The following is a 17660-nucleotide window of genomic DNA, read 5'->3' as shown; positions in this document are numbered from 1 at the left end:
TGCCCGACGCCTTCGTGGATGTATACAGTGTGCACATTGCAGGTTGTTCACAGTGTACACATCAGTCGGGACGGGACGGAAGGAGCGGCGAATGGACGCCGATGCCGTGCGCGACGCGATCACGAACGAGCGGATGAGCCTATGCGACCTGCTGGAAGAGCTGGACGACGCCGAGTGGGCAACCCCCTCGCTGTGCGCGGGCTGGACGGTGAAGGACGTGGTGGCCCACCTGACGACCACCACCCGCACCACGGTGCTGGACATGGTGGCCGGTATGGCCCGCGCCCGCGGCGACTTCCACCGCATGACCGACAGGCGTGCCCGGACACGCGCGCAGAGATCCACTCCGGCCGATCTCATCGCGCAGCTGCGCGGCAGCGCGACGTCGCCGCGCCGCATGCCCGGCAGCGGACCGCTGGATCCGCTGGTGGACCTGCTGGTGCACGGGCAGGACATCGCCCGCCCGCTCCATCGTGACCGGCCGCTCCCGGCGGGCCCCGCGGTCGCCGCCCTGACCTACGTCTCCGGCAACCGCTTCTACGACGCGCCCGCGCGTCTCGCGGACCTTCGCCTCGTCGCCACCGACGTGGACTGGACGTCCGGCAGCGGGCAGGAGATCAGCGGCGCGGCCGGCGACCTGCTCCTGATCGCGACGGGGCGTCCGGCCGGTCTGGCCGGCCTGTCCGGCCCCGGGTTGGACGTCCTGGCGGCACGGATGCAGGGCCCTGCGCCCCTACACGGCCCGTGAGCGTCGGCGCGGGCCGTCTCACCTGTGGGAGGGACGCTCCATCGGCGGGGGGTCCCCCGGCAGGCGGAGCGTGCGGTGGACCATCTGGTGCAGATGGCTGCGGAAGCGCCACAGCGCGCCGGGATGGTCGTGGTCGTAGCGCCGGCCCGACCGGTCGTACACGCCGCTCTGCACGAAGCTGTGGACGCACCAGATCACCGAGTTGATGGTGTAGTCGACGTCCACGTCGGGGGCGGTGACCAGGGGGGCGATGGTGTCGATCACGAACTGTGCCGCCGGCGCGGCGTACATCGGCTCCAGCTCGGGGATGTCGGTGGCGTCGGAAAGCCACCTGTGGGTGTAGAGCGCCGGATACTCCGGCTGCTTGCGGCAGAAGTCGATGTAGCGGTCGAGGAGCCGGTGCAGGGCGAAGATCTTCTGTTCGGGCGAAGCGCTGACGATGTCCTTGACCCCTTTTTCCAGGACGGCGTTGTGCGCGCTGTTCATGCGATCCATGACCTCGAGGTAGATCTCGCGCTTTTCGCCGAACCGCCGCCTGACGTAGGCCACATCCGTGCCCGCGGCGTCGGCGATCTGCCGCATGTCCGTGCCGTCGTAGCCCAGCCCGGCGAACAGGCGGGTCGCCACCTGGAGAACGCGGTCGGACAGGCCCTCGTCGCCCGTTCCCGTCATGCGGTAGTCGGTTCCCGCCTGGTTCCCCCCTAATCACACACTTGCCCCGGTAGACGCGATCCGGAACTGTTCCGGACGCTCGCCGGCCTTGTGAGGGCGCGCGAGGAGCAGAGATCTTCGTGGCGTCCCGACGCCTACGGAGGTCCCCTCGTGCACCGATCACGCGGTTGGAAGCGTACGTCCGCCCTGTCGGGCTTCCGGAGGGCGGAGTGAACCTCAGGTTCGGGTTGCTGGGCCCGGTCGAGATCAGGAGGGACGGCAGGCCGGTCCCGCTCGGCTCGCCCAAGCAGCGCGCCCTGCTGACCGCGCTGCTGCTCGAGCCCAACCGGGTCGTGTCGATCGACCGGCTGGTCACGGCCGTGTGGGACGAGGAGCCGCCCCGCTCCGCCGTCGCCAACGTCCGCACCTACGTCAACCGCCTGCGAAGCACGCTCGGCGAAGGCGACCGGCTGACGGCTCGGCCGCCCGGCTACGTCCTCACCGTGCACGCCGGTGAGCTCGACGTGATCGAGTTCGCCGACGCCCTGCGGCAGGGCAGGAAGGCGCTGTCCGCCGGGCAGCCGGAGGCGGCGCTGCGGCACCTGTCGGCGGCCCTCGCGCGGTGGCGGGGCGCACCGGCCGAGGACGTGCCCAGGTCGGCGGCGCTCGGCCCGCGCCTGGACGCGCTCGCCGAGCAGCGCTGCCTGGCCCTGGAGGCGCAGGCCGAGGCCCGCCTCATGCTGGGCGAGCACGCCGACGCGGTGCCGGAGCTCCGTGAGACGGTGGCCGCCCATCCCACCAGGGAGCGGCTGTGGGGCAGCCTCATGCTCGCGTTGTATCGCACCGGCGACTCCGCGGCCGCGCTGTCCGCCTATGGGCAGGCGCGCCAGTTCCTGGCGGAGGAGCTGGGCGTCGAGCCGGGACCGGAGCTGGCCGAGCTGCACCGGGGCATACTCAACCGAGACCCCGCGCTCCGGGCGGAACCCGCCCTTCCCGCCCTCGGCCCGTCCCGCGCGGCGCCTGCGCCGGAAGCGAGGCCTGTGCCCGAAGCGCGCCCTGCGCCGGAAGCGGGGCCGAAACGGACACCGGTCGCGGGTCCTGGATGTCTTGTGGGCCGGGATCCGGAGCTGCGGGAGATCGTCGCGGCGATCACCGCCTCACCCCCGCGGCCCGTCGCCGTGCACGGCCAGGCGGGGGTGGGAAAGTCGGCCCTGGCCCTGCATGCCGTCCGGACGGCGGCGCCCGGCTTCCCCGGCGGCGTGTTCCACGTCGACCTGCGGTCCCTTCCCCGGCCCGGTGCGTACGAGACGCTGACCCGGCTGCTGGGCCTGCTGGGGCTGGCGGACGACCGGATCGCTCCGGACCTCGACGACGCGGTGCTCCAGCTCGGGACCGCCACGGCCGGAAGGCGCGTGCTCGTCCTCCTCGACAACGTGACCGACGAGGGGCAAGTGCGCCCGCTGCTCGGCGCCGGTCCCGGCTGCCGGTTCGTCATCACCAGCAGGACGGTGCTCGCGGCGCTCGACGATGTCGATCACCTGCCCCTCGCCCCCCTGAGGGACGACGCGGCGTACGAGCTGCTGGTCCGGCTCTGCGGCCGGGAGCGGGTCGACCCCGAGCAGGTGAGGAGAGTGGCCCGGCTCTGCGACAACCTGCCGCTCGCGCTGGGGATCGCGGGCAAGCGACTGGCGGTCAGGCGGGAGTGGACGCTGGCGGCGTTCGCCGACATGCTGGCCGACGAGGAGCACCGGCTCGACCTGCTGACCTGCGGTGATCTTTCCGTGCGGAGCGCCCTCGACCTCGACTACCAGGCTCTGCGGCGGCGCGGGGGAACGGCGGACGGCAGCGCGCTCGCCCTGTTCCACCGCCTCGGCGAGCGAGGCATGGCCGACTGCGGGTCGGCGACCGCGGCGGCGCTCCTCGGATGCGACCGGCGCACGGCGTGGGCGGCGCTCGGCAGGCTGGCCGATCTCCGCCTGACGACGTCGACGGCTCCCGACCGCTACCGGATGAACGACCTCACCCGCCTGTACGCCATGGAGATCGCCCGAACCGCCGGAAAACGCGAGAGCGGTGATTCGGCAGCCCTCATTTAGGGTGCCGCCGCGAGAGCGGAGCGCCCCTTTGTCCAAGGGGCGCTGTTGTTCAATGGGGCGCTCCGCCGTGCTCGTCTAGCAGAGGTACTGCCACGACGTGCAGTAGCGGCCGCCGGGGATCTCCGACCCGCTGCAGCAGTAGCGCTGGACGCAGGTTGAGCCCTCGTACCAGCAGTTGATCGCCTCCGCGCGGGTGGCCGGAACCAGCCGGGCGACCATCCGGTCCGCCAGCCGCTGAATCGTCCGTGTCATTCAGTTCCTCCTTTTGAAGGACTCCTTTTCGGTGACCGACATTAGGAGTGGCTTCGATCGCGGACGTACCACTGCGATACACGACTTCCTGTATCGGCTTCACCTGGTTCACGCGTTCAACCGCCGGAGCACGACACCCGTGATCCTGCTTTCCGGGAGCAGTCCCCACTGCCGGGAGTCGGTGCTGCACGACGGATTGTCCCCGAGGACGAGCAGCCGCCCCGGTGGCACGCGGGCCTCTCCCAGCGCCTCGAAGCCCGGAGGGATCGGATCCCCCGCCACGGCCGCGGCCCGCTTGATCACCAGGTTCGTGCCGCCGTCGAGCGTGAGGCCCTCCCCCGGGCCCACCCGGGAGATGACGACGATGTCCCCGCGCCGGACGCGCCGAGCCTGCCTGCCAAACCGGCCAGGCCAACCAGGCCGGCCGGGCCGCAGCCTGCGCACGAGGACCCGGTCACCGGGCCGCAGACCGGGCTTCATGCTCTCCCCGTGCACCTCGACGACGCGCAGGGTCCGCCGGGCCGCGGTCACGGCGCCGCCCCCGAGCGCCGATGCGAGCAGGACGAGCAGGACGGGTGTCATCGTGCCCCCGAGAGCCGGTCGCGCGGGGCGCCGGCGTCCCGGTCCTCCCGCTGCCGGTATCCCTCGGCCTGAAGGGCGAACAGATGAGCGTAGATCCCGCCGCGCGCGAGCAGCCCGGCGTGCGTGCCCTGCTCGGCGACCTGTCCGCCGTCGAGGACCACGATGTGGTCCGCGTCGCGCACGGCGCCGAGCCGGTGGCTGATCAGCAGGCTCGTGCGACCGCGGCGGTGCTCCCGCAGGCCCTGGTGGATCTCGTGCTCCGCCTCGGCGTCGAGACCCGAGCTGGGCTCGTCCAGGATCAGCAGGTCCCGCTCGCCCCGCAGGTAGGCGCGGGCGAGGGCGAGCCGCTGCCACTGCCCGCCCGACAGGTGGACGCCCGCGTCGCCGCCGTCCTCCATGGGGTCGGCGAAGACACGGGACAGCATGGTGTCGTACCCCCGGGGCAGGCCGCTCACGACGCCGTGCACGCCCGCCCGCCGGGCCGCCGCCTCGATCCTCCCCCGGTCGTCCATCGCGGCGAGATCGCCCAGGCCGATGTTGTCGGCCGCGGTCAGGTCGTACTCCATGTAGTCCTGGAACACCGCCCCGATCCGCGCGCGAAGCTCCGCCGGGTCCAACTCCCTGAGATCGATCCCGTCCCACAGGACCGAGCCGCGTTCCGGGTCGTACATCCGGCACAGGAGCTTGACCAGCGTGCTCTTGCCCGCGCCGTTCCTGCCGGCGAGCGCCACCGCGGCGCCGTACGGGATGGTCAGGCTGACGCCGCGCAGGGCCCAGGGATGGCCGGGAGAGTAGCGGAACCACACGTCCTTCAGCTCGATTCCCCGGCGCAGCGGGCCCGCGCGCCGGGGCCGGGCCGGCACCGGCAGGTCCGGTTCGGCGTCCAGGACGGCGAGGTAGTGACCGAAAAGCAGCACCTGCTGGTGCGCGGTGACGAGTTCGAGGACGAGGCCGCCGGCCGCCGCCTGGACTCCGGCGACGGCGGCCACGAACAGCGCCACGTCGCCGACCCCGCCCGTGCCGTTCGCCGCGGAGACGAGAACCCACAGCAGGCCGCCCCCGGCCGCCAGCGCGGCCGTCGTGCCGGTGACGGCCTGGACGCCCAGCTCGCGCCGGTCGGTGCGGCTCCGCTCGGCGTTCGCGGCCCGCCGCTGGGCGTTCATGAGCCCGCGCAGGTGCGCCCCGATGCCGAAGAGCCTCAGCTCCTTGGCCGCCTGGACGTTGACGAGAAGCTGGCCGAAGAAGAACTCGCGGCGCTCGACCGGCCCGATGCCCCACAGCATCGCGGCTCGCCGCCGCGACAGCCAGAGCTCCGCGACCAGAGACGGAGCCGCGGCGCCGACCACGAGGACGGCCATCCAGGGGCTTATCGTCACGAGGGAGACGAGGAATCCGGCACCGGTCATCGCCGTCCTGGCGGTGCCCAGGGCCGCGGAGACCACCATGCCCGGGGTCGCCCCGCCGTACTGCTGGGCCATTCTGATCCGGTCGAGGAACGCGGGGTCCTCGAACCGGGCGAGGCCGACGAACCGCTCGGTGGCCCTGAAGAGGCTGTCCTGGGCGACGAGGCCGATCCTGCGCCCGCTCTCGTCCCTGACGTACTGGACGATCTGCGGCCCGAGCGCCGTCAGCACCCCGCACCCGGCGAGCGCGGCGCCCAGAGCCGCCGTCACGCCGGCCCCGTCCCTGCCGTCGGCGATCTCGTCGAGGACCAGCTTGGTGCACCAGGCGATCGTCACCGGCAGGACGGCCATGAGCGTGCTGAGGACGGCGAAGGCGATGGTCAGCGCCCTGCTCGCCCGCCAGGCCAGGCCGAGAGCGGCGGCCACGGCCCGCGCTCCGTCGGTGCCCCGCACCCGCGCCGTCACGCGTGCGCGGGAATCTTGTCGAGGTCCTCCAGGGTGCTCCCGCTGGCGACGACCCTCCCGCTCTCGTCGACCAGGGCGAGGGACGGGAAGCCGTTCACCTGCAGCGCCTTCGTCAGGCCGGTGCCGTGCTTCTCGATCAGCACGAGGGCGACCGGCTCCAGCGTCCGCCGCTGGTCCGCCACCTCCTCTTCCGTGCCGACGAGCACGGCCAGCACGTTGCGGCGTCCTCCGGGGAAGGATCGCGCGCGCTCGGCGAACTGCGGCAGGCGGTCGTGGCAGGCCGGGCAGTCGGGCGAGAAGACGCCGACGAGGACCGGCTCGGTCAGCGTCTCGTCGGAGACCTGGACGCCGTCGGTGCTCTCCGCGGAGAAGCCGCCGATCACCGCCCCGGGTGGGAGCACGATCGACGGGAACGCGGACGGCCTCGCCGTCAGCATCTCCTCGTGCGCCCGCAACCGCCGGATCACCCCGACCGTCAGCACCAGGTCGATCAGGCACAGGACGCCGACGCCCAGGACGAGCGCTGTCAGGAACGGCATGAGGGGCTACCTCCGTCAGGGTGAACTGGTGAAGAGACCGGCGATCTCGCCGATCGCGGACAGCAGGACCGCCGCGGCTCCGGCCGCCAGGGCGACCGCGGCGAGCCCGGCCGGGCCGAGGCCCGCGAGGGCGACTCCGGTCCCGGCGTGGACCGCCCCGGTCCCGGCCTGGATCGCTCCGGCCGCCGCTGCCACGGTGAGCACGGCGTTGCGTGCCATATGACCGGGGCCCACCGGAACGGCCGAGGCGCCGAAGCAGCGGCAGGGAACCCGCCTGCCGCGTCGCAGGGCGACGCCGATGGCCACGGTGAAGGCCACGAGCAGCCCGAGCGCGACGCAGAAACCGGCGAGCACGGTGGGCCGCCAGGCCAGCAGCGGCGCGACGGCGGCCTCGGCGCCGACGACGAGCGCCGCGACAGGCCGGGCCGGCAGGCGCACGAGGGCGCGCGTGGCCACCGTGAACTCCTCGTACGCCGCCCGCCCGCGCAGCTTGCTCACGGCGGACATGAGGAAGACGATCCCCGTGAGCAGCCGGCAGAAGGCGAAGAGATAGGCCACGGGCGTCCTCATCCCTGGTCGGGCGGGCGGGTCGCCCACCACGCTAGGAACCGCCAAGGGACGCCGGATATACGACGGCTACACGCCGCGGTGTATCGAGGACGGACGCCCCGCCCGCCTGGCGATTCCCGCTACTCGCGCATGTGGTGAGCTTTTCGTCGGAAGGTCCTGGGCTCATTCATCCAGGTACGCCTTACGGATCTTGGCCGCGCCGTACGCTCCCCGGGGGTTGCAGACCGGGCATCCACAGGGCGGCCTGCCGTGGGCGTTCGGCAGGTAACGCCACCCGGTCACCTGGTTCACGCCCCTGACGCGGTGGATCTCGCCGGCCTGGATCGGGCGCGGAACCAGCAGTTCGTATCCGCGGGCGTCCTGCTCCGCCGCGATCAGGGCGGCGGCCGCGGCGCTGCCGAGTCGGACCGGCGGGGCGTTGTAGTGGCCCACCCACACCGGCTCGTCATCCGGAATGCGGAAGTGAACGGCCACAAGAGTGCGCTGACCACTGCGCCGCAACTCCCGGCCCCACTGATACGTGATCTGGTAGGAGGGCAGCACCGGCAGGCAGTAGACGCCTGCCACATTGTTCCGCCCGAGGCTGCTGGTACGAATTCCCGCCCGCCGGATCGACCGGACGTTCTTTGCCGGGGTGAGGTGCACGAGCAAGGTCATGGTTCATCCGATCGGTGACAGGGCGGTGTGCGCGAGGCGGCGAACGCGTCCGATGGCCATTGAATCGTGCATCGGCGGGGCTGAAAACCGAATAACGGCATGTCTCTCGGCATTGGCACACCGCCGAAATCAGTTTTCAGGCGGCGGAGGAATGGCCACCGAGGTGTCCGCGCGAATTTGCCGGTGTGATGCGGGGACTGCATCATGGATGGACGTTTCGAGCCGGCGCGGCAATCGGAGTATGGCGGAAACACGGCCTTGGGCGACCGAAGGGCGACGATGAAGGCATTTCTGGTTTTCCTGGGCGTCGCCGCGGCGGGTGCGGTGATCGCGGTTCTCCTGCTGTTGCGGAGCCCGGCGGGCGGCGGCGCGGATGAGGAGCCCGCGGCCTCGGTTGCCACCGCCGCCGTCCCCGCCTCCCCTGTGGCCTCCGCCTCCCCCGCGGCCCGGAAAAGCGTGCTGCTGGATGCCGAGGGCGCCGTCCTCCAAGAGTTCTCCGGCGACTGCGCGGCCGGCGGATATCCCTACCTCTGCCGGTACGTCAGAGAGCGGCTTCTCGCCGAGGACCCGCAACTGCTCACCCGTGACGGCCTGACGATTCAGACGACGATCGACCCGCGACTCCAGCGGGCGGCGCAGCGGGCCGTCGACGCCTACGTCCACCGCGACGACCGGCAGATCGCCACGCAGGTCATGATCGTCCCGGGCGAAGGGGCCGTCAAGGCCATGGTCACCAGCCGTGACCCTGCCGGCGCACCGGGCCTCCATCAGGGCACGACGGCGATGCCCTACGCCCTGGCCGCCGCGCTCGCCGCCGGTTTCCGGTACGACGACGGCTACGTCGTCTCCGACGAGTACCGTGCCCAGCGCTACACGGCGTTCAAGGACTGCGCGGGCCGGGCCGTCGGCGATGTGCGTGTCACCCTGCACAACCGGGAGAAGGGCGGGACCCGGTTCGTCACCCTGCGGTCGGGCACCCAGGGCGCGGTGAACACCTTCTACTTGCAATTGCAGGAGAAGGTCGGCCTGTGCGAGACCGTCAGGATGGCCCAGCGGCTCGGGCTCAGGAGTGCGAATGGGAAGCCGCTCCAGGAGACAGAGACGTTCGCACTGGGGCCCAACGAGGCCGACCCCGTCTCGGTGGCCAACTCGTACGCGAGCCTCGCCGCCCGCGGACGCTTCTGCGAGCCGAGGGTGATCACGGAGATCCGCGACGGCTCAGGCGCCGGACGCCCCTTCCCCGCGCACTGCGTGCAGGTCCTGGACCCGGCGGTCGCCGACGCGGTCACCGGAGTGCTGACGGACGCCCTGGCGAAGAGCTCACTCAAGGGCGTCGGCCGCGAGGCGGCGGGCATGCCCGGCGAGGGCGACATCTACCGCACCGCCTGGTTCGCCGGTTACACCCCCGGTCTGGCCTCGGCCGTCAGCCTCGGCGACTTCCGTGACCCGGTGCGGCACCCGATGGTGGACGTCACCATCGGCGGCCGCCGCTATTCCCACGTCGACGGCACGTCGGTGCCCGGCCTGATCTGGAAGAAGGCGATGACCGAGGCGCTGCACGGAACGCAGGAGGCCCGCTTCGTCCGGCCGGACGCCGAGCGCTTCGGCGGCTGCCGCGACGCCTGCCCGAACTGACCGCCGCCGTCGGCGGAACCGGTCATCAAGACATGCCGAGGCGGCGGCACCGCACCCTTCGAGCTGCTGAGGAGCTGGCGCCATGACCGTGCGCCGGCTCTGATCGCCCGGCGCGGGGCCTTGAGGGCGACGGCGAGCAGGGCGTTCGGCCTCAGCGGCGCATGCTCTCGTCGCTCAGCTCGTCCAGCGGGGTCAGCGCGGCCGAGGCCTCGTCGTGATCCATGCCGGTCGCCTCGAGCAGATCGACGGCGATGGAGCGCAGCTGCGCGATGATGACGTTCGCCGAGAAGCCCAGGTTCTTGGGCCGCTCCCGCGCGGCGACGGCGAGCAACGCCTGCCTGGCCAGCATCGGCTCCCGGCCGGCCCCCAGTTCGAGCTGGAGCAGCAGCGCCGCCTCGGAGACTTCGCGCAGCAACTCGGCCAGCGCGACCGGTGGCGGGCTCGTCTCCCCCATCGCCGCGAGCGTGCGTCGGACCAGAACGCGTGCGTTGCGCAGCGCCAGGTCCACCGGTAGGGCGGCGGTCGTGTACCTGGCCAGTCTCGCCCGGTGATGCCAGCGCAGCGGCGAGATCCTGATGATCTCCTTGCTGTTCTCCAGCGCCGCCGCGAAATCCTCGACCGCGGTCTGGGTCCTGCGACCGCACTCCAGCGCCTCGGCCGCCAGGTCCATATCGCCCTTCTCGATCGCCTCCGCCGCCTGCTCGAGAACGGTGGAGAAGGCGTCGAGCACGCCGGACAGATGTCTGCCCGCGATGGTGAGCGGGCTGGCGGGCAGCAGTGCGACCGCGGCGAGGCCGATGATGCCGCCGGTGAGCGCGTCGGCCATCCGGTCCAGCCCGCCGGCGTCGGCGCCCGGCACCAGCATGGTCACCAGCACCGCGGACGACCCGACCTGCGACACGAACAGCTCGCCGCTGTTCAGCAGCGCCGCGATGGTCATCGCCAGGGCGATCACGAGCGCCAGCTGCCAGGGGCCCGAGCCGATCCAGGACACCAGCAGGTCGCCGATGCCCACGCCCAGACCCACGCCGACCACCAGCTCGGCCACCCTGCGCAGCCGCTGCCCGAGCCCCAGACCCACGCAGATCATCACAGAGATGGGTGCGAAGAGAGGATGGGCGTGGCCGAGCAGATGAACCGCGACGATCCAGGCCAGCGCCGCGCCCACGGCACACTGCGCGATAGAGGGCACGATCAGGCCGAACGTGCCCAGCCGTTTCCGCACCTGATCACCGAGCCACGTTCGCACTCCTCCACGATCGCGGATCTTTATGACATTGGGATCACATTTGCCCCGGATTCTTCTGATTCGAACGATTTTGGCGAAGCTAACCCACGTTGGCACGGCGGGCCGTGCCGAACCGGCGCTGGTAGGCGGCGGGGCTGATCGACAGCTTCCTGGCGAAGACCCGTCGCATGCTCTCGTAACTGGGGAACCCGGCGAGGGTCGCGGCCTGCGTCGCGGTGTGTCCTTGGTCGAGCAGAGCCCTCGCCATGTCGAACCGGATGTTCTCCACGTAGCGGGCCGGTGTCGTGGACAGCTCGTCATGGAAGAGCCGGGTGAGGTGCCGGGTGCTCACGTTGAGGTGTTTCGCGAGTTCACCGAGCGAATGGTCCCCGCCGGGGTTCGCCGTCACCACGTCGGTGATCGTGCGGATCGCCGACGAGCGGGGCGGCGGTCCCTGCAGCGGGGCCGAGAACTGGGACTGGCCACCCGCACGCTGCATGTACACCACCAAGGCACGGGCGACGTCGCGCGCCAGGCCGGGCCCGTGGTCCTCTTCGACGAGGGCGAGCGCCAGATCGATGCCGGCCGTCACCCCTGCCGACGTGTACATCGTGCCGTCACGAACGTAGATCGCGTCGGGCTCGACCCGGCACGTCGGACACCGTGCGGCGAGCTCGTGCGCGACCTTCCAGTGCGTGGTCGCGCGCTTGCCGTCGAGGAGGCCGGCGGCGGCGAGGACGAACGCCCCGGTGCAGATCGACGCGACCCGGCCGGCCACCGCCGCCGGTATCCGTGCGGCGTCCGCCAGCTCGCCGGGGACACGGGCGCGCGGATAGAGATCCGACCCGGCCACCAGTAACGTGCCGAAAGCCGACTCGGCGGAGACGGCGCCGTCCACCGCGATCCGGACCCCGAGGCTCGACGTGACGTCCGCACCGGTCGGCGACAGCAGCACGATCCGGTAGTCGGCGCCGAACCGGTTCGCCTCCTTGAACACCTCCGCCGGACCGGCGACGTCCAGCAACGTCACTCCGTCGTAGACGAGGATCGCGACGCGATGGGGGGCGGCGTCCGCCACTGCGGCTCCAGCGGAGCCGGATCCGCGCGGCGACCGGCCGGATCCCGCCGGCGCTGACCGCTCCCGGGCCGGCGACGAAGGAGGCATGGACACCGTTCATTGGTAGCACATCGTCACCGGAGATCACGGGGAAGCCTCTGGGCGGGACGGTCAGCCGGCGGCGGGCGCCGAAGCCGCCCTCCTGCCACCCCCCGGGTGGCATCGCGCGCCGCGATATCGCCCTGTCCGGATATAGGTGATTCCTGGCCGGACGCAGGCGGCGCCGCACGCCGATCGACGGGGAGCATAGAAGTCGGACACACAGCCCATATCCCGACATAACTCCCGGAAGGTCAGAGGTCATGTCAGAGGTCATCGCGGGGTTGGAGATTCCCGACACGGCGGCGGTCGCCGAAGCGACCACGCTCATTCAGGAGACGACCACCCCCCTCATCTTCCACCACTCCCGGCGGGTCTTCTTCTTCGGCCTGATTCACGCGCACACGCTCGGTGTGGAGCCGGACCCGGAGCTGCTCTACCTGGCGGCCATGTTCCACGACACCGGTCTCCTGACTCCCTTTTCCGACGTCGAGCAGCGCTTCGAGGTGGACGGCGCCGACCACGCGCGCAAGTTCCTCCTGGACCGGGGTTTCTCGGCGGCCGCCGCCGAGACCGTCTGGACGGCGATCGCGCTGCACACGACACCGGGCATCCCCGACCGGATGGCCCCCGAAATCGCGAGCACCTACCTCGGCGTCTTGACCGACGTGATCGGCTTCGGCCTGGACGGACTGGATCGCGATCAGCTGGGCGAAATCCTCGCCGTCCACCCTCGCGGGGACTTCAAGAACGAGTTCCTGCGCGCCTACGTCGACGGGCTCAAAAACCGCCCGGAAACCACGAACGGGACCGTGAACTCCGACGTGCTCGAGCACTTCCTCCCCGGCTTCCGGCGCATGACGACGGTCGAGCGCGTCCTCGGCTCAGCCTGGCCGAGTTGACCGGCGCTGCCGAGCCCTCTTTTCCGACGAACGCAATTGAAAGGATTCGGACATGCGAGCGATCACCGTGCGCGATCGTGCCGCGGGTGTCGGCGGCCTCACCCTGACCGACATGCCTTATCCCCACGCTGCCGAGAACGACGTCATCGTGCGCGTGCACGCCGCGGGCTTCACCCCCGGAGAGCTCGACTGGCCGGCAACGTGGTCCGATCGCGCCGGCCGCGACCGGACACCCAGCATCCCCGGGCACGAGCTGTCCGGAGTCGTGGTCGAGCTCGGCTACGGCACCACCGGCCTCACCGTGGGCCAGCGGGTGTTCGGACTGACCGACTGGGCCCGCGACGGATCCCTGGCCGAATACACCGCGGTGGAGGCCCGCAACCTCGCCCCTCTCGCGGCCGACATCGACCACACCGAGGCCGCCGCGCTGCCCATCTCCGGACTGACCGCATGGCAGGGCCTGTTCGACCACGCCCACCTCACGGCCGGCCAGACCGTCCTCATCCACGGCGCCGCGGGCGGCGTCGGCTCGATCGCCGTCCAACTCGCGCGGGAGACAGGCGCCCGCGTGATCGGCACCGGCCGTGCCGACGACCGCGATGTCGCGCTCGGCCTCGGCGCGCAGACCTTCCTCGACCTGGACGCCGACGATTTGCGGCACGTTGGCGAGGTGGACGTGGCGTTCGACGTGATCGGCGGCGACATCCTCCAGCGATCCACCGAGCTGGTGCGCCCGGGCGGCACCCTCGTCAGCATCGCCATGCCGCCCACCGTGCAGCCCAAGGGCGGGCGCGCCGTCTTCTTCGTCGTCGAACCCGATCGCGCCCGGCTGACCGACCTCGCCCAGCGCCTGCGGGCCGGACGGCTCATGCCCATCGTCGGCGACGTGCGATCGCTTTCCGAAACGGCCTCCGCCTTCGCCCGCCACCGCCGCACGCCCGGAAAGACGATCATCCGGGTCGCGGACGAGCCAGGCCCGTCCCGGCAGCGATGAGATGGACGTACGGAGCACCATGAAGGACCTTGAGCAGGAGCGCGACTTCGGCAGGCTGTTCCAGATGATCACCGGCCACGGGGTGGCGCAGATCATCCGGACGGCGGCGGCCCTATCGATCATCGACCATGTCGCCGGCGGGGCCCGTACCGCCGATGAGGTCGCCGAACGGGCGTCCACCCACCCGGCCACGACCTACCGCCTGATGCGGGCGTGCGCCTCGATCGGGCTGCTCGCCCACGAAGGGCAGGGCAGGTTCGCCACCACCCCGATGGGAGAACTGCTGCGCGAAGGGGTCCCGGGTTCACTGCGCGACACCACCCTCCACCTGGCGGGCTACTCGACCTGGGTGAGCTGGGCGCACCTTCCCGAAGCCGTGCGCGAGGGCAGAACGCAGGTGTACAGGGCACTCGGCATGGACCAGTTCACCTACTTCTCCCGGCATCCCGAGGAGGGCGACGCCTTCGCCTCCAGCGGGTCGAGCATGTCGGAGATCGTGGCCGCCGAGGCGGCGAGCGTGCTCGACCTCTCGGGTGTCTCGACGGCCGTCGACGTGGGCGGTGCCGACGGACGGCTCGTGCTCGGGCTGATGCAGGCCGATCCCGCACTGCACGGCATCGTCCTGGACAGGCCGCATGTGACCGTGGCGGCAGCCCGTGCCGCCGGGGAACTCGGCCTTTCCGACCGCTTCACCGCCGTGGAGGGCGACTTCTTCGACGAGGTGCCCGCAGCGGACCTGTACCTGCTGAAGTGGATCCTGCATGACTGGGACGACGAGGCATGCGTTCGCCTTCTACGCAACTGCCGTGCCGCCGCCCGGCCGGGAGCGCGTGCCGTCGTCTTCGAACTCGTGCTCGGCGAGGTCGGTACGCCGGACTTCGGCGCCGTGGCGGACATGAACATGCTGTCCGTCACCGACGGAGGCCGGGAACGGCACCTGCACGAGTATGACGCCCTGTTCACGGCCGGAGGATGGCGCCGGGTCTCCGCTCGGCTCACTCGCTCACCACTTTGGATCATGGAACTCGAGGCCGCCTGACGCCGTCCCCGTACTGCCGCGGCCGCAATGGTGATCGTGAGTCGGACTATCGAGCGCCGCCGCGCGAAGCCGGCCGCCGCGAAGCGGCCCAGGCCGAGCCCCAGCGCCACAAGCCTTCAGCGGTCGGGCACGACCTGGAGGGGATCCTCGCCCGCCGGCCCGAGCTGAAGGCACTCGCTGATCCCCGTCGCCTTCGCTTCGCGTCGGAGAGGATCTTCTGCACGGGGTGATCGACAGCGTTAGCGGACCGCCGGAGAGAAGGCCACTGCCAAGACGGGGCCGGTGTGGCCGGTGAGGGGGTCGCCGGCGGGCCGGCGGGTGGTCACGTCCCACAGCCGCACCGTCCCGTCGTCACTGGCGGTGGCGAGCAGGTGCCCGTCGGGGTGAAAGGCCACCGCGATGGTGTGGCCGGTGAGGGGGTCGCCTGCGGGCTGGCGGGTGGCCACGTCCCACAGCCGCACCGTCCCGTCACCGTCGCGGGTGGCGAGCAGGTGGCCGTCGGGGTGGAAGGCCACCGCGGTGATGGCGCCGTTGTTGCCAGTGAGGGGGCGGCCTGCGGGCTGGCGGGTGGTCACGTCCCACAGCCGCACCGTCCCGTCGTCGCTGGCGGTGGCGAGCAGGTGCCCGTCCGGGTGAAAGGCCACCGCAAAGACCCTGCTGTTGTGCCCGGTGAGGGGGTCACCGGCGGGCTGGCCGGTGGCCACGTCCCACAGCCGCACCCTCCCGTCGCCGCCGGCGGTGGCGAGCAGGTGGCCGTCGGGATGGAAAGCCACCGCGTTGATCGCGCCGTTGTTGCCGGCGAGGGGGCTGCCTGCGGGCTGGCCGGTGGCCACGTCCCACAGCCGCACCATCCCGTCGTCGCCGGCGGTGGCGAGCAGGTGCCCGTCCGGGTGAAAGGCCACCGCCAAGACGCGATCGGCGTGTCCGTTGAGGGGGTCGCCGGCGGGCTGGCGGGTGGCCGCGTCCCACAGCCGCACCGTCCAGAAGGCATCACCGGTGGCGAGCAGGTGCCCGTCGGGGTGGAAGGCCACCGCCAAGACCCTGCTGCCGTGTCCGGTGAGGGGGTCACCGGCGGGCTGGCGGGTGGCCACGTCCCACAGCCGCACCGTCCCGTCCTCACCGGTGGTGGCGAGCAAGCCTCCCGCCTGAGAGATAGAGATCTTCTCTGATGCGGGCATGGCCGTGGCGGTGAGGTGGTCCACCTGCCGCGCCAGCTCATCGCGCTCCGCCCTTAGGGCGGCGACTTCGCGCGCTAGCTGGTCACGGTCGGCGCGTAGGGCTATGAGCCGGGTCCGTAGCTGGTCAACCCGTCGACGCAACGGATGTGGCTCAGGTTCCCGAGTGCTTCGCCACAGCCGCACAGTCTCGTCGCTGCTGGCGGTGGCGAGCAGGTGCCCGTCGGGGTGGAGGGCCACCGCCCAGACGGGTTCGGTGTGGCCGGTGAGGGGGTCACCAGCGGGCTGGCGGGTGGACACGTCCCACAGCCGCGCTGTCCGGTCGTCGCCGGCGGTGGCGAGCAGCTGCCCGTCGGGGTGGAAGGCCACCGCCCAGACGATGCCGTCATGTCCGGCGAAGGGGTCGCCGGCGAGCTGACGGGTGGCCACATCCCACAGCCGCACGGTCCCGTAACCGTCGCCGGTGGCGAGCAGGTGCCCGTCAGGGTGGAAGGCCACCGCCCGGACCCAATCGCTGTGGCCGGTGAGGGGGTCGCCCACGAGCCTGCGCGTAGCCACATCCCACAACCGCACCATGCCGTCCCTGCCGGCGGTGGCGAGCAGGTGCCCGTCAGGGTGGAAGGCCACCGCATGAACGGGTTCGGTGTGGCCGGTGAGGGGGTCGCCGACAGGCTGATGGGTGGTCACATCCCACAGCCGCGCGGTCATGTCATAGCTGGCGCTGGCGAGCAGCTGCCCATCGGGGTGGAAGGCCAACGCGTCGGCGGGGCCGGCGTGGCCGGTGAGGGGGTCGCCCACGAACCTGCGCGTGACCACATCCCACAGCCGCACCGTGCCGTCCCTGCCAGCGGTGGCGAGCAGGTGCCCATCCGGGTGGAAGGCCACTGCCCGGACCCAATCGCTGTGGCCGGTGAGGGGGTCGCCCACGAGCCTGCGCGTAGCCACATCCCACAGCCGCACCGTGCCGTCCCTGCCAGCGGTGGCGAGCAGGTGCCCATCGGGGTGGAAGGCCACCGCCCGGACCATATCGGTGCCGGTGAGGAGAGGGCCCGCCGCCTGATACAGCTCCAGCGACTCTGCGGAGGGCAGCGTGGCTGGTGCCTTGTGGCTGGCTTCCTCGTCGGCTGTCAGCCACAGGGCACGGAACTCCTCAAGACGGCTGTCGTCCCCAGTGAGTGCCTCGACGATGACCTCCAGCTGGCCCCAGCGCGGCAGCTTCTGGCAGCGGATCACCGTGTGCGCGGTGGTGTGACTGACCGCGTTGTCGGCACGTCGGGCCAGCTCTCGGTAGCTGGGCTTGCCACGGTGCCGGTACAGCTCCTGCAACCGGTCGCGGAGGGCGGCCAGGGCGCCCTGGCCGGGGTCGGGCGATGAGGTGCCGGTCATGGTGGGATCGAGCATCCCAGACCGTCAGAAAACGTAAAGCCGTTTCGGGTGAACTGATCCTCGCACCCGCCCTACCCTCTCACCGGTGGGGTAGAGGGCATCAGGAATCGTCAGCGCTGCAGCTCAGTGGTGTCAGCAGCCGTCAGATGCTGTACGACTTCATCCCGTCTCGTCAAAGATCG

General features: G+C 71.4%; 16 protein-coding genes. 6 read left to right on the top strand and 10 right to left on the bottom strand.

The genetic code is table 11. The features are described 5' to 3' along the window. Nucleotides 1-91: 91 nt before the first annotated feature. Nucleotides 92-748, top strand: a complete 657-nt coding sequence (locus ABZ860_RS08735; protein WP_357217024.1) for a maleylpyruvate isomerase family mycothiol-dependent enzyme — start codon at nucleotides 92-94, stop codon at nucleotides 746-748. An 18-nt stretch (nucleotides 749-766) separates the two neighbouring features. On the opposite strand, the gene ABZ860_RS08730 is transcribed toward ABZ860_RS08735, so the two are convergent. Next, nucleotides 767-1420, bottom strand: a complete 654-nt coding sequence (locus ABZ860_RS08730; protein WP_357217021.1) for a TetR/AcrR family transcriptional regulator — start codon at nucleotides 1418-1420, stop codon at nucleotides 767-769. A gap of 209 nt (nucleotides 1421-1629) precedes the next feature. Here ABZ860_RS08730 and ABZ860_RS08725 point away from each other — a divergent pair, with 209 nt between their 5' ends. Then, the gene (locus ABZ860_RS08725; protein WP_357217019.1) at nucleotides 1630-3495 is read left to right on the top strand and encodes a BTAD domain-containing putative transcriptional regulator; all 1866 of its coding nucleotides are present in this window, start codon (nucleotides 1630-1632) and stop codon (nucleotides 3493-3495) included. A 75-nt stretch (nucleotides 3496-3570) separates the two neighbouring features. On the opposite strand, the gene ABZ860_RS08720 is transcribed toward ABZ860_RS08725, so the two are convergent. The 6 genes from ABZ860_RS08720 to ABZ860_RS08695 form a co-directional block, all read right to left on the bottom strand. Next, nucleotides 3571-3747, bottom strand: coding sequence for a hypothetical protein (locus ABZ860_RS08720; protein ID WP_179155273.1), 177 nt, complete (start codon nucleotides 3745-3747; stop codon nucleotides 3571-3573). Between the two features lie 108 nt (nucleotides 3748-3855). Further along, a complete protein-coding gene (locus tag ABZ860_RS08715) occupies nucleotides 3856-4329 on the bottom strand; it encodes a S26 family signal peptidase (protein ID WP_357217016.1) in 474 nt (157 codons plus the stop codon). Next, the gene (locus ABZ860_RS08710) at nucleotides 4326-6158 is read right to left on the bottom strand and encodes an ABC transporter ATP-binding protein (RefSeq protein WP_357217014.1); all 1833 of its coding nucleotides are present in this window, start codon (nucleotides 6156-6158) and stop codon (nucleotides 4326-4328) included. Before ABZ860_RS08710 ends, ABZ860_RS08715 begins: the two co-directional genes overlap by 4 nt. A gap of 35 nt (nucleotides 6159-6193) precedes the next feature. Then, the gene (locus tag ABZ860_RS08705) at nucleotides 6194-6736 is read right to left on the bottom strand and encodes a redoxin domain-containing protein (protein WP_357217011.1); all 543 of its coding nucleotides are present in this window, start codon (nucleotides 6734-6736) and stop codon (nucleotides 6194-6196) included. A 15-nt stretch (nucleotides 6737-6751) separates the two neighbouring features. Then, nucleotides 6752-7294 (bottom strand): MauE/DoxX family redox-associated membrane protein, encoded by a 543-nt coding sequence (locus ABZ860_RS08700; RefSeq protein WP_357217008.1) that lies wholly within the window; start codon nucleotides 7292-7294, stop codon nucleotides 6752-6754. Nucleotides 7295-7468: 174 nt separating this feature from the next. Beyond that, nucleotides 7469-7963 carry a hypothetical protein gene (locus tag ABZ860_RS08695; protein ID WP_357217005.1) on the bottom strand — a complete coding sequence of 165 codons (495 nt, stop codon included), beginning with the start codon at nucleotides 7961-7963 and terminating at the stop codon, nucleotides 7469-7471. 279 nt (nucleotides 7964-8242) lie between these two features. Here ABZ860_RS08695 and ABZ860_RS08690 point away from each other — a divergent pair, with 279 nt between their 5' ends. Continuing rightward, nucleotides 8243-9598, top strand: coding sequence for a hypothetical protein (locus ABZ860_RS08690; protein ID WP_357217004.1), 1356 nt, complete (start codon nucleotides 8243-8245; stop codon nucleotides 9596-9598). Nucleotides 9599-9749: 151 nt separating this feature from the next. Here the strand turns inward: ABZ860_RS08690 and ABZ860_RS08685 are convergent, their stop codons facing one another. Both ABZ860_RS08685 and ABZ860_RS08680 read right to left on the bottom strand, forming a co-directional pair. Then, on the bottom strand, nucleotides 9750-10847 hold the full coding sequence (locus tag ABZ860_RS08685; protein ID WP_357217003.1) for an FUSC family protein: 1098 nt from the start codon (nucleotides 10845-10847) through the stop codon (nucleotides 9750-9752). Between the two features lie 79 nt (nucleotides 10848-10926). Beyond that, nucleotides 10927-11904 (bottom strand): GlxA family transcriptional regulator, encoded by a 978-nt coding sequence (locus ABZ860_RS08680; RefSeq protein ID WP_357217001.1) that lies wholly within the window; start codon nucleotides 11902-11904, stop codon nucleotides 10927-10929. A 341-nt stretch (nucleotides 11905-12245) separates the two neighbouring features. Here ABZ860_RS08680 and ABZ860_RS08675 point away from each other — a divergent pair, with 341 nt between their 5' ends. The 3 genes from ABZ860_RS08675 to ABZ860_RS08665 are packed head-to-tail and all read left to right on the top strand — an operon-like array spanning nucleotide 12246 to nucleotide 14917. Continuing rightward, on the top strand, nucleotides 12246-12884 hold the full coding sequence (locus ABZ860_RS08675; RefSeq protein WP_357216999.1) for an HD domain-containing protein: 639 nt from the start codon (nucleotides 12246-12248) through the stop codon (nucleotides 12882-12884). A 52-nt stretch (nucleotides 12885-12936) separates the two neighbouring features. Continuing rightward, a complete protein-coding gene (locus ABZ860_RS08670) occupies nucleotides 12937-13878 on the top strand; it encodes an NADP-dependent oxidoreductase (protein ID WP_357216996.1) in 942 nt (313 codons plus the stop codon). A 19-nt stretch (nucleotides 13879-13897) separates the two neighbouring features. Then, nucleotides 13898-14917 (top strand): methyltransferase, encoded by a 1020-nt coding sequence (locus tag ABZ860_RS08665; protein ID WP_357216994.1) that lies wholly within the window; start codon nucleotides 13898-13900, stop codon nucleotides 14915-14917. 239 nt (nucleotides 14918-15156) lie between these two features. On the opposite strand, the gene ABZ860_RS08660 is transcribed toward ABZ860_RS08665, so the two are convergent. Continuing rightward, nucleotides 15157-17478, bottom strand: coding sequence for a WD40 repeat domain-containing protein (locus ABZ860_RS08660; RefSeq protein WP_357216991.1), 2322 nt, complete (start codon nucleotides 17476-17478; stop codon nucleotides 15157-15159). Between the last annotated feature and the right edge of the window lie 182 nt (nucleotides 17479-17660).

This window comes from Microbispora sp. NPDC046973 (genome assembly GCF_040644495.1).
Classification (GTDB): domain Bacteria; phylum Actinomycetota; class Actinomycetes; order Streptosporangiales; family Streptosporangiaceae; genus Microbispora.
Note: the sequence above shows the minus strand (reverse complement) of the source record. Positions and strands in the feature narration are given on the sequence as shown.

What these genes read in the sequence shown, in the direction of transcription:
- ABZ860_RS08735 (WP_357217024.1), top strand. Translation starts at nt 92, where the DNA reads ATGGACGCCGATGCCGTGCGCGACGCGATCACGAACGAGCGGATGAGC.
- ABZ860_RS08730 (WP_357217021.1), bottom strand. Translation starts at nt 1,420, where the DNA reads ATGACGGGAACGGGCGACGAGGGCCTGTCCGACCGCGTTCTCCAGGTG.
- ABZ860_RS08720 (WP_179155273.1), bottom strand. Translation starts at nt 3,747, where the DNA reads ATGACACGGACGATTCAGCGGCTGGCGGACCGGATGGTCGCCCGGCTG.
- ABZ860_RS08715 (WP_357217016.1), bottom strand. Translation starts at nt 4,329, where the DNA reads ATGACACCCGTCCTGCTCGTCCTGCTCGCATCGGCGCTCGGGGGCGGC.
- ABZ860_RS08705 (WP_357217011.1), bottom strand. Translation starts at nt 6,736, where the DNA reads ATGCCGTTCCTGACAGCGCTCGTCCTGGGCGTCGGCGTCCTGTGCCTG.
- ABZ860_RS08695 (WP_357217005.1), bottom strand. Translation starts at nt 7,963, where the DNA reads ATGACCTTGCTCGTGCACCTCACCCCGGCAAAGAACGTCCGGTCGATC.
- ABZ860_RS08690 (WP_357217004.1), top strand. Translation starts at nt 8,243, where the DNA reads ATGAAGGCATTTCTGGTTTTCCTGGGCGTCGCCGCGGCGGGTGCGGTG.
- ABZ860_RS08675 (WP_357216999.1), top strand. Translation starts at nt 12,246, where the DNA reads ATGTCAGAGGTCATCGCGGGGTTGGAGATTCCCGACACGGCGGCGGTC.
- ABZ860_RS08670 (WP_357216996.1), top strand. Translation starts at nt 12,937, where the DNA reads ATGCGAGCGATCACCGTGCGCGATCGTGCCGCGGGTGTCGGCGGCCTC.
- ABZ860_RS08665 (WP_357216994.1), top strand. Translation starts at nt 13,898, where the DNA reads ATGAAGGACCTTGAGCAGGAGCGCGACTTCGGCAGGCTGTTCCAGATG.
- ABZ860_RS08660 (WP_357216991.1), bottom strand. Translation starts at nt 17,478, where the DNA reads ATGACCGGCACCTCATCGCCCGACCCCGGCCAGGGCGCCCTGGCCGCC.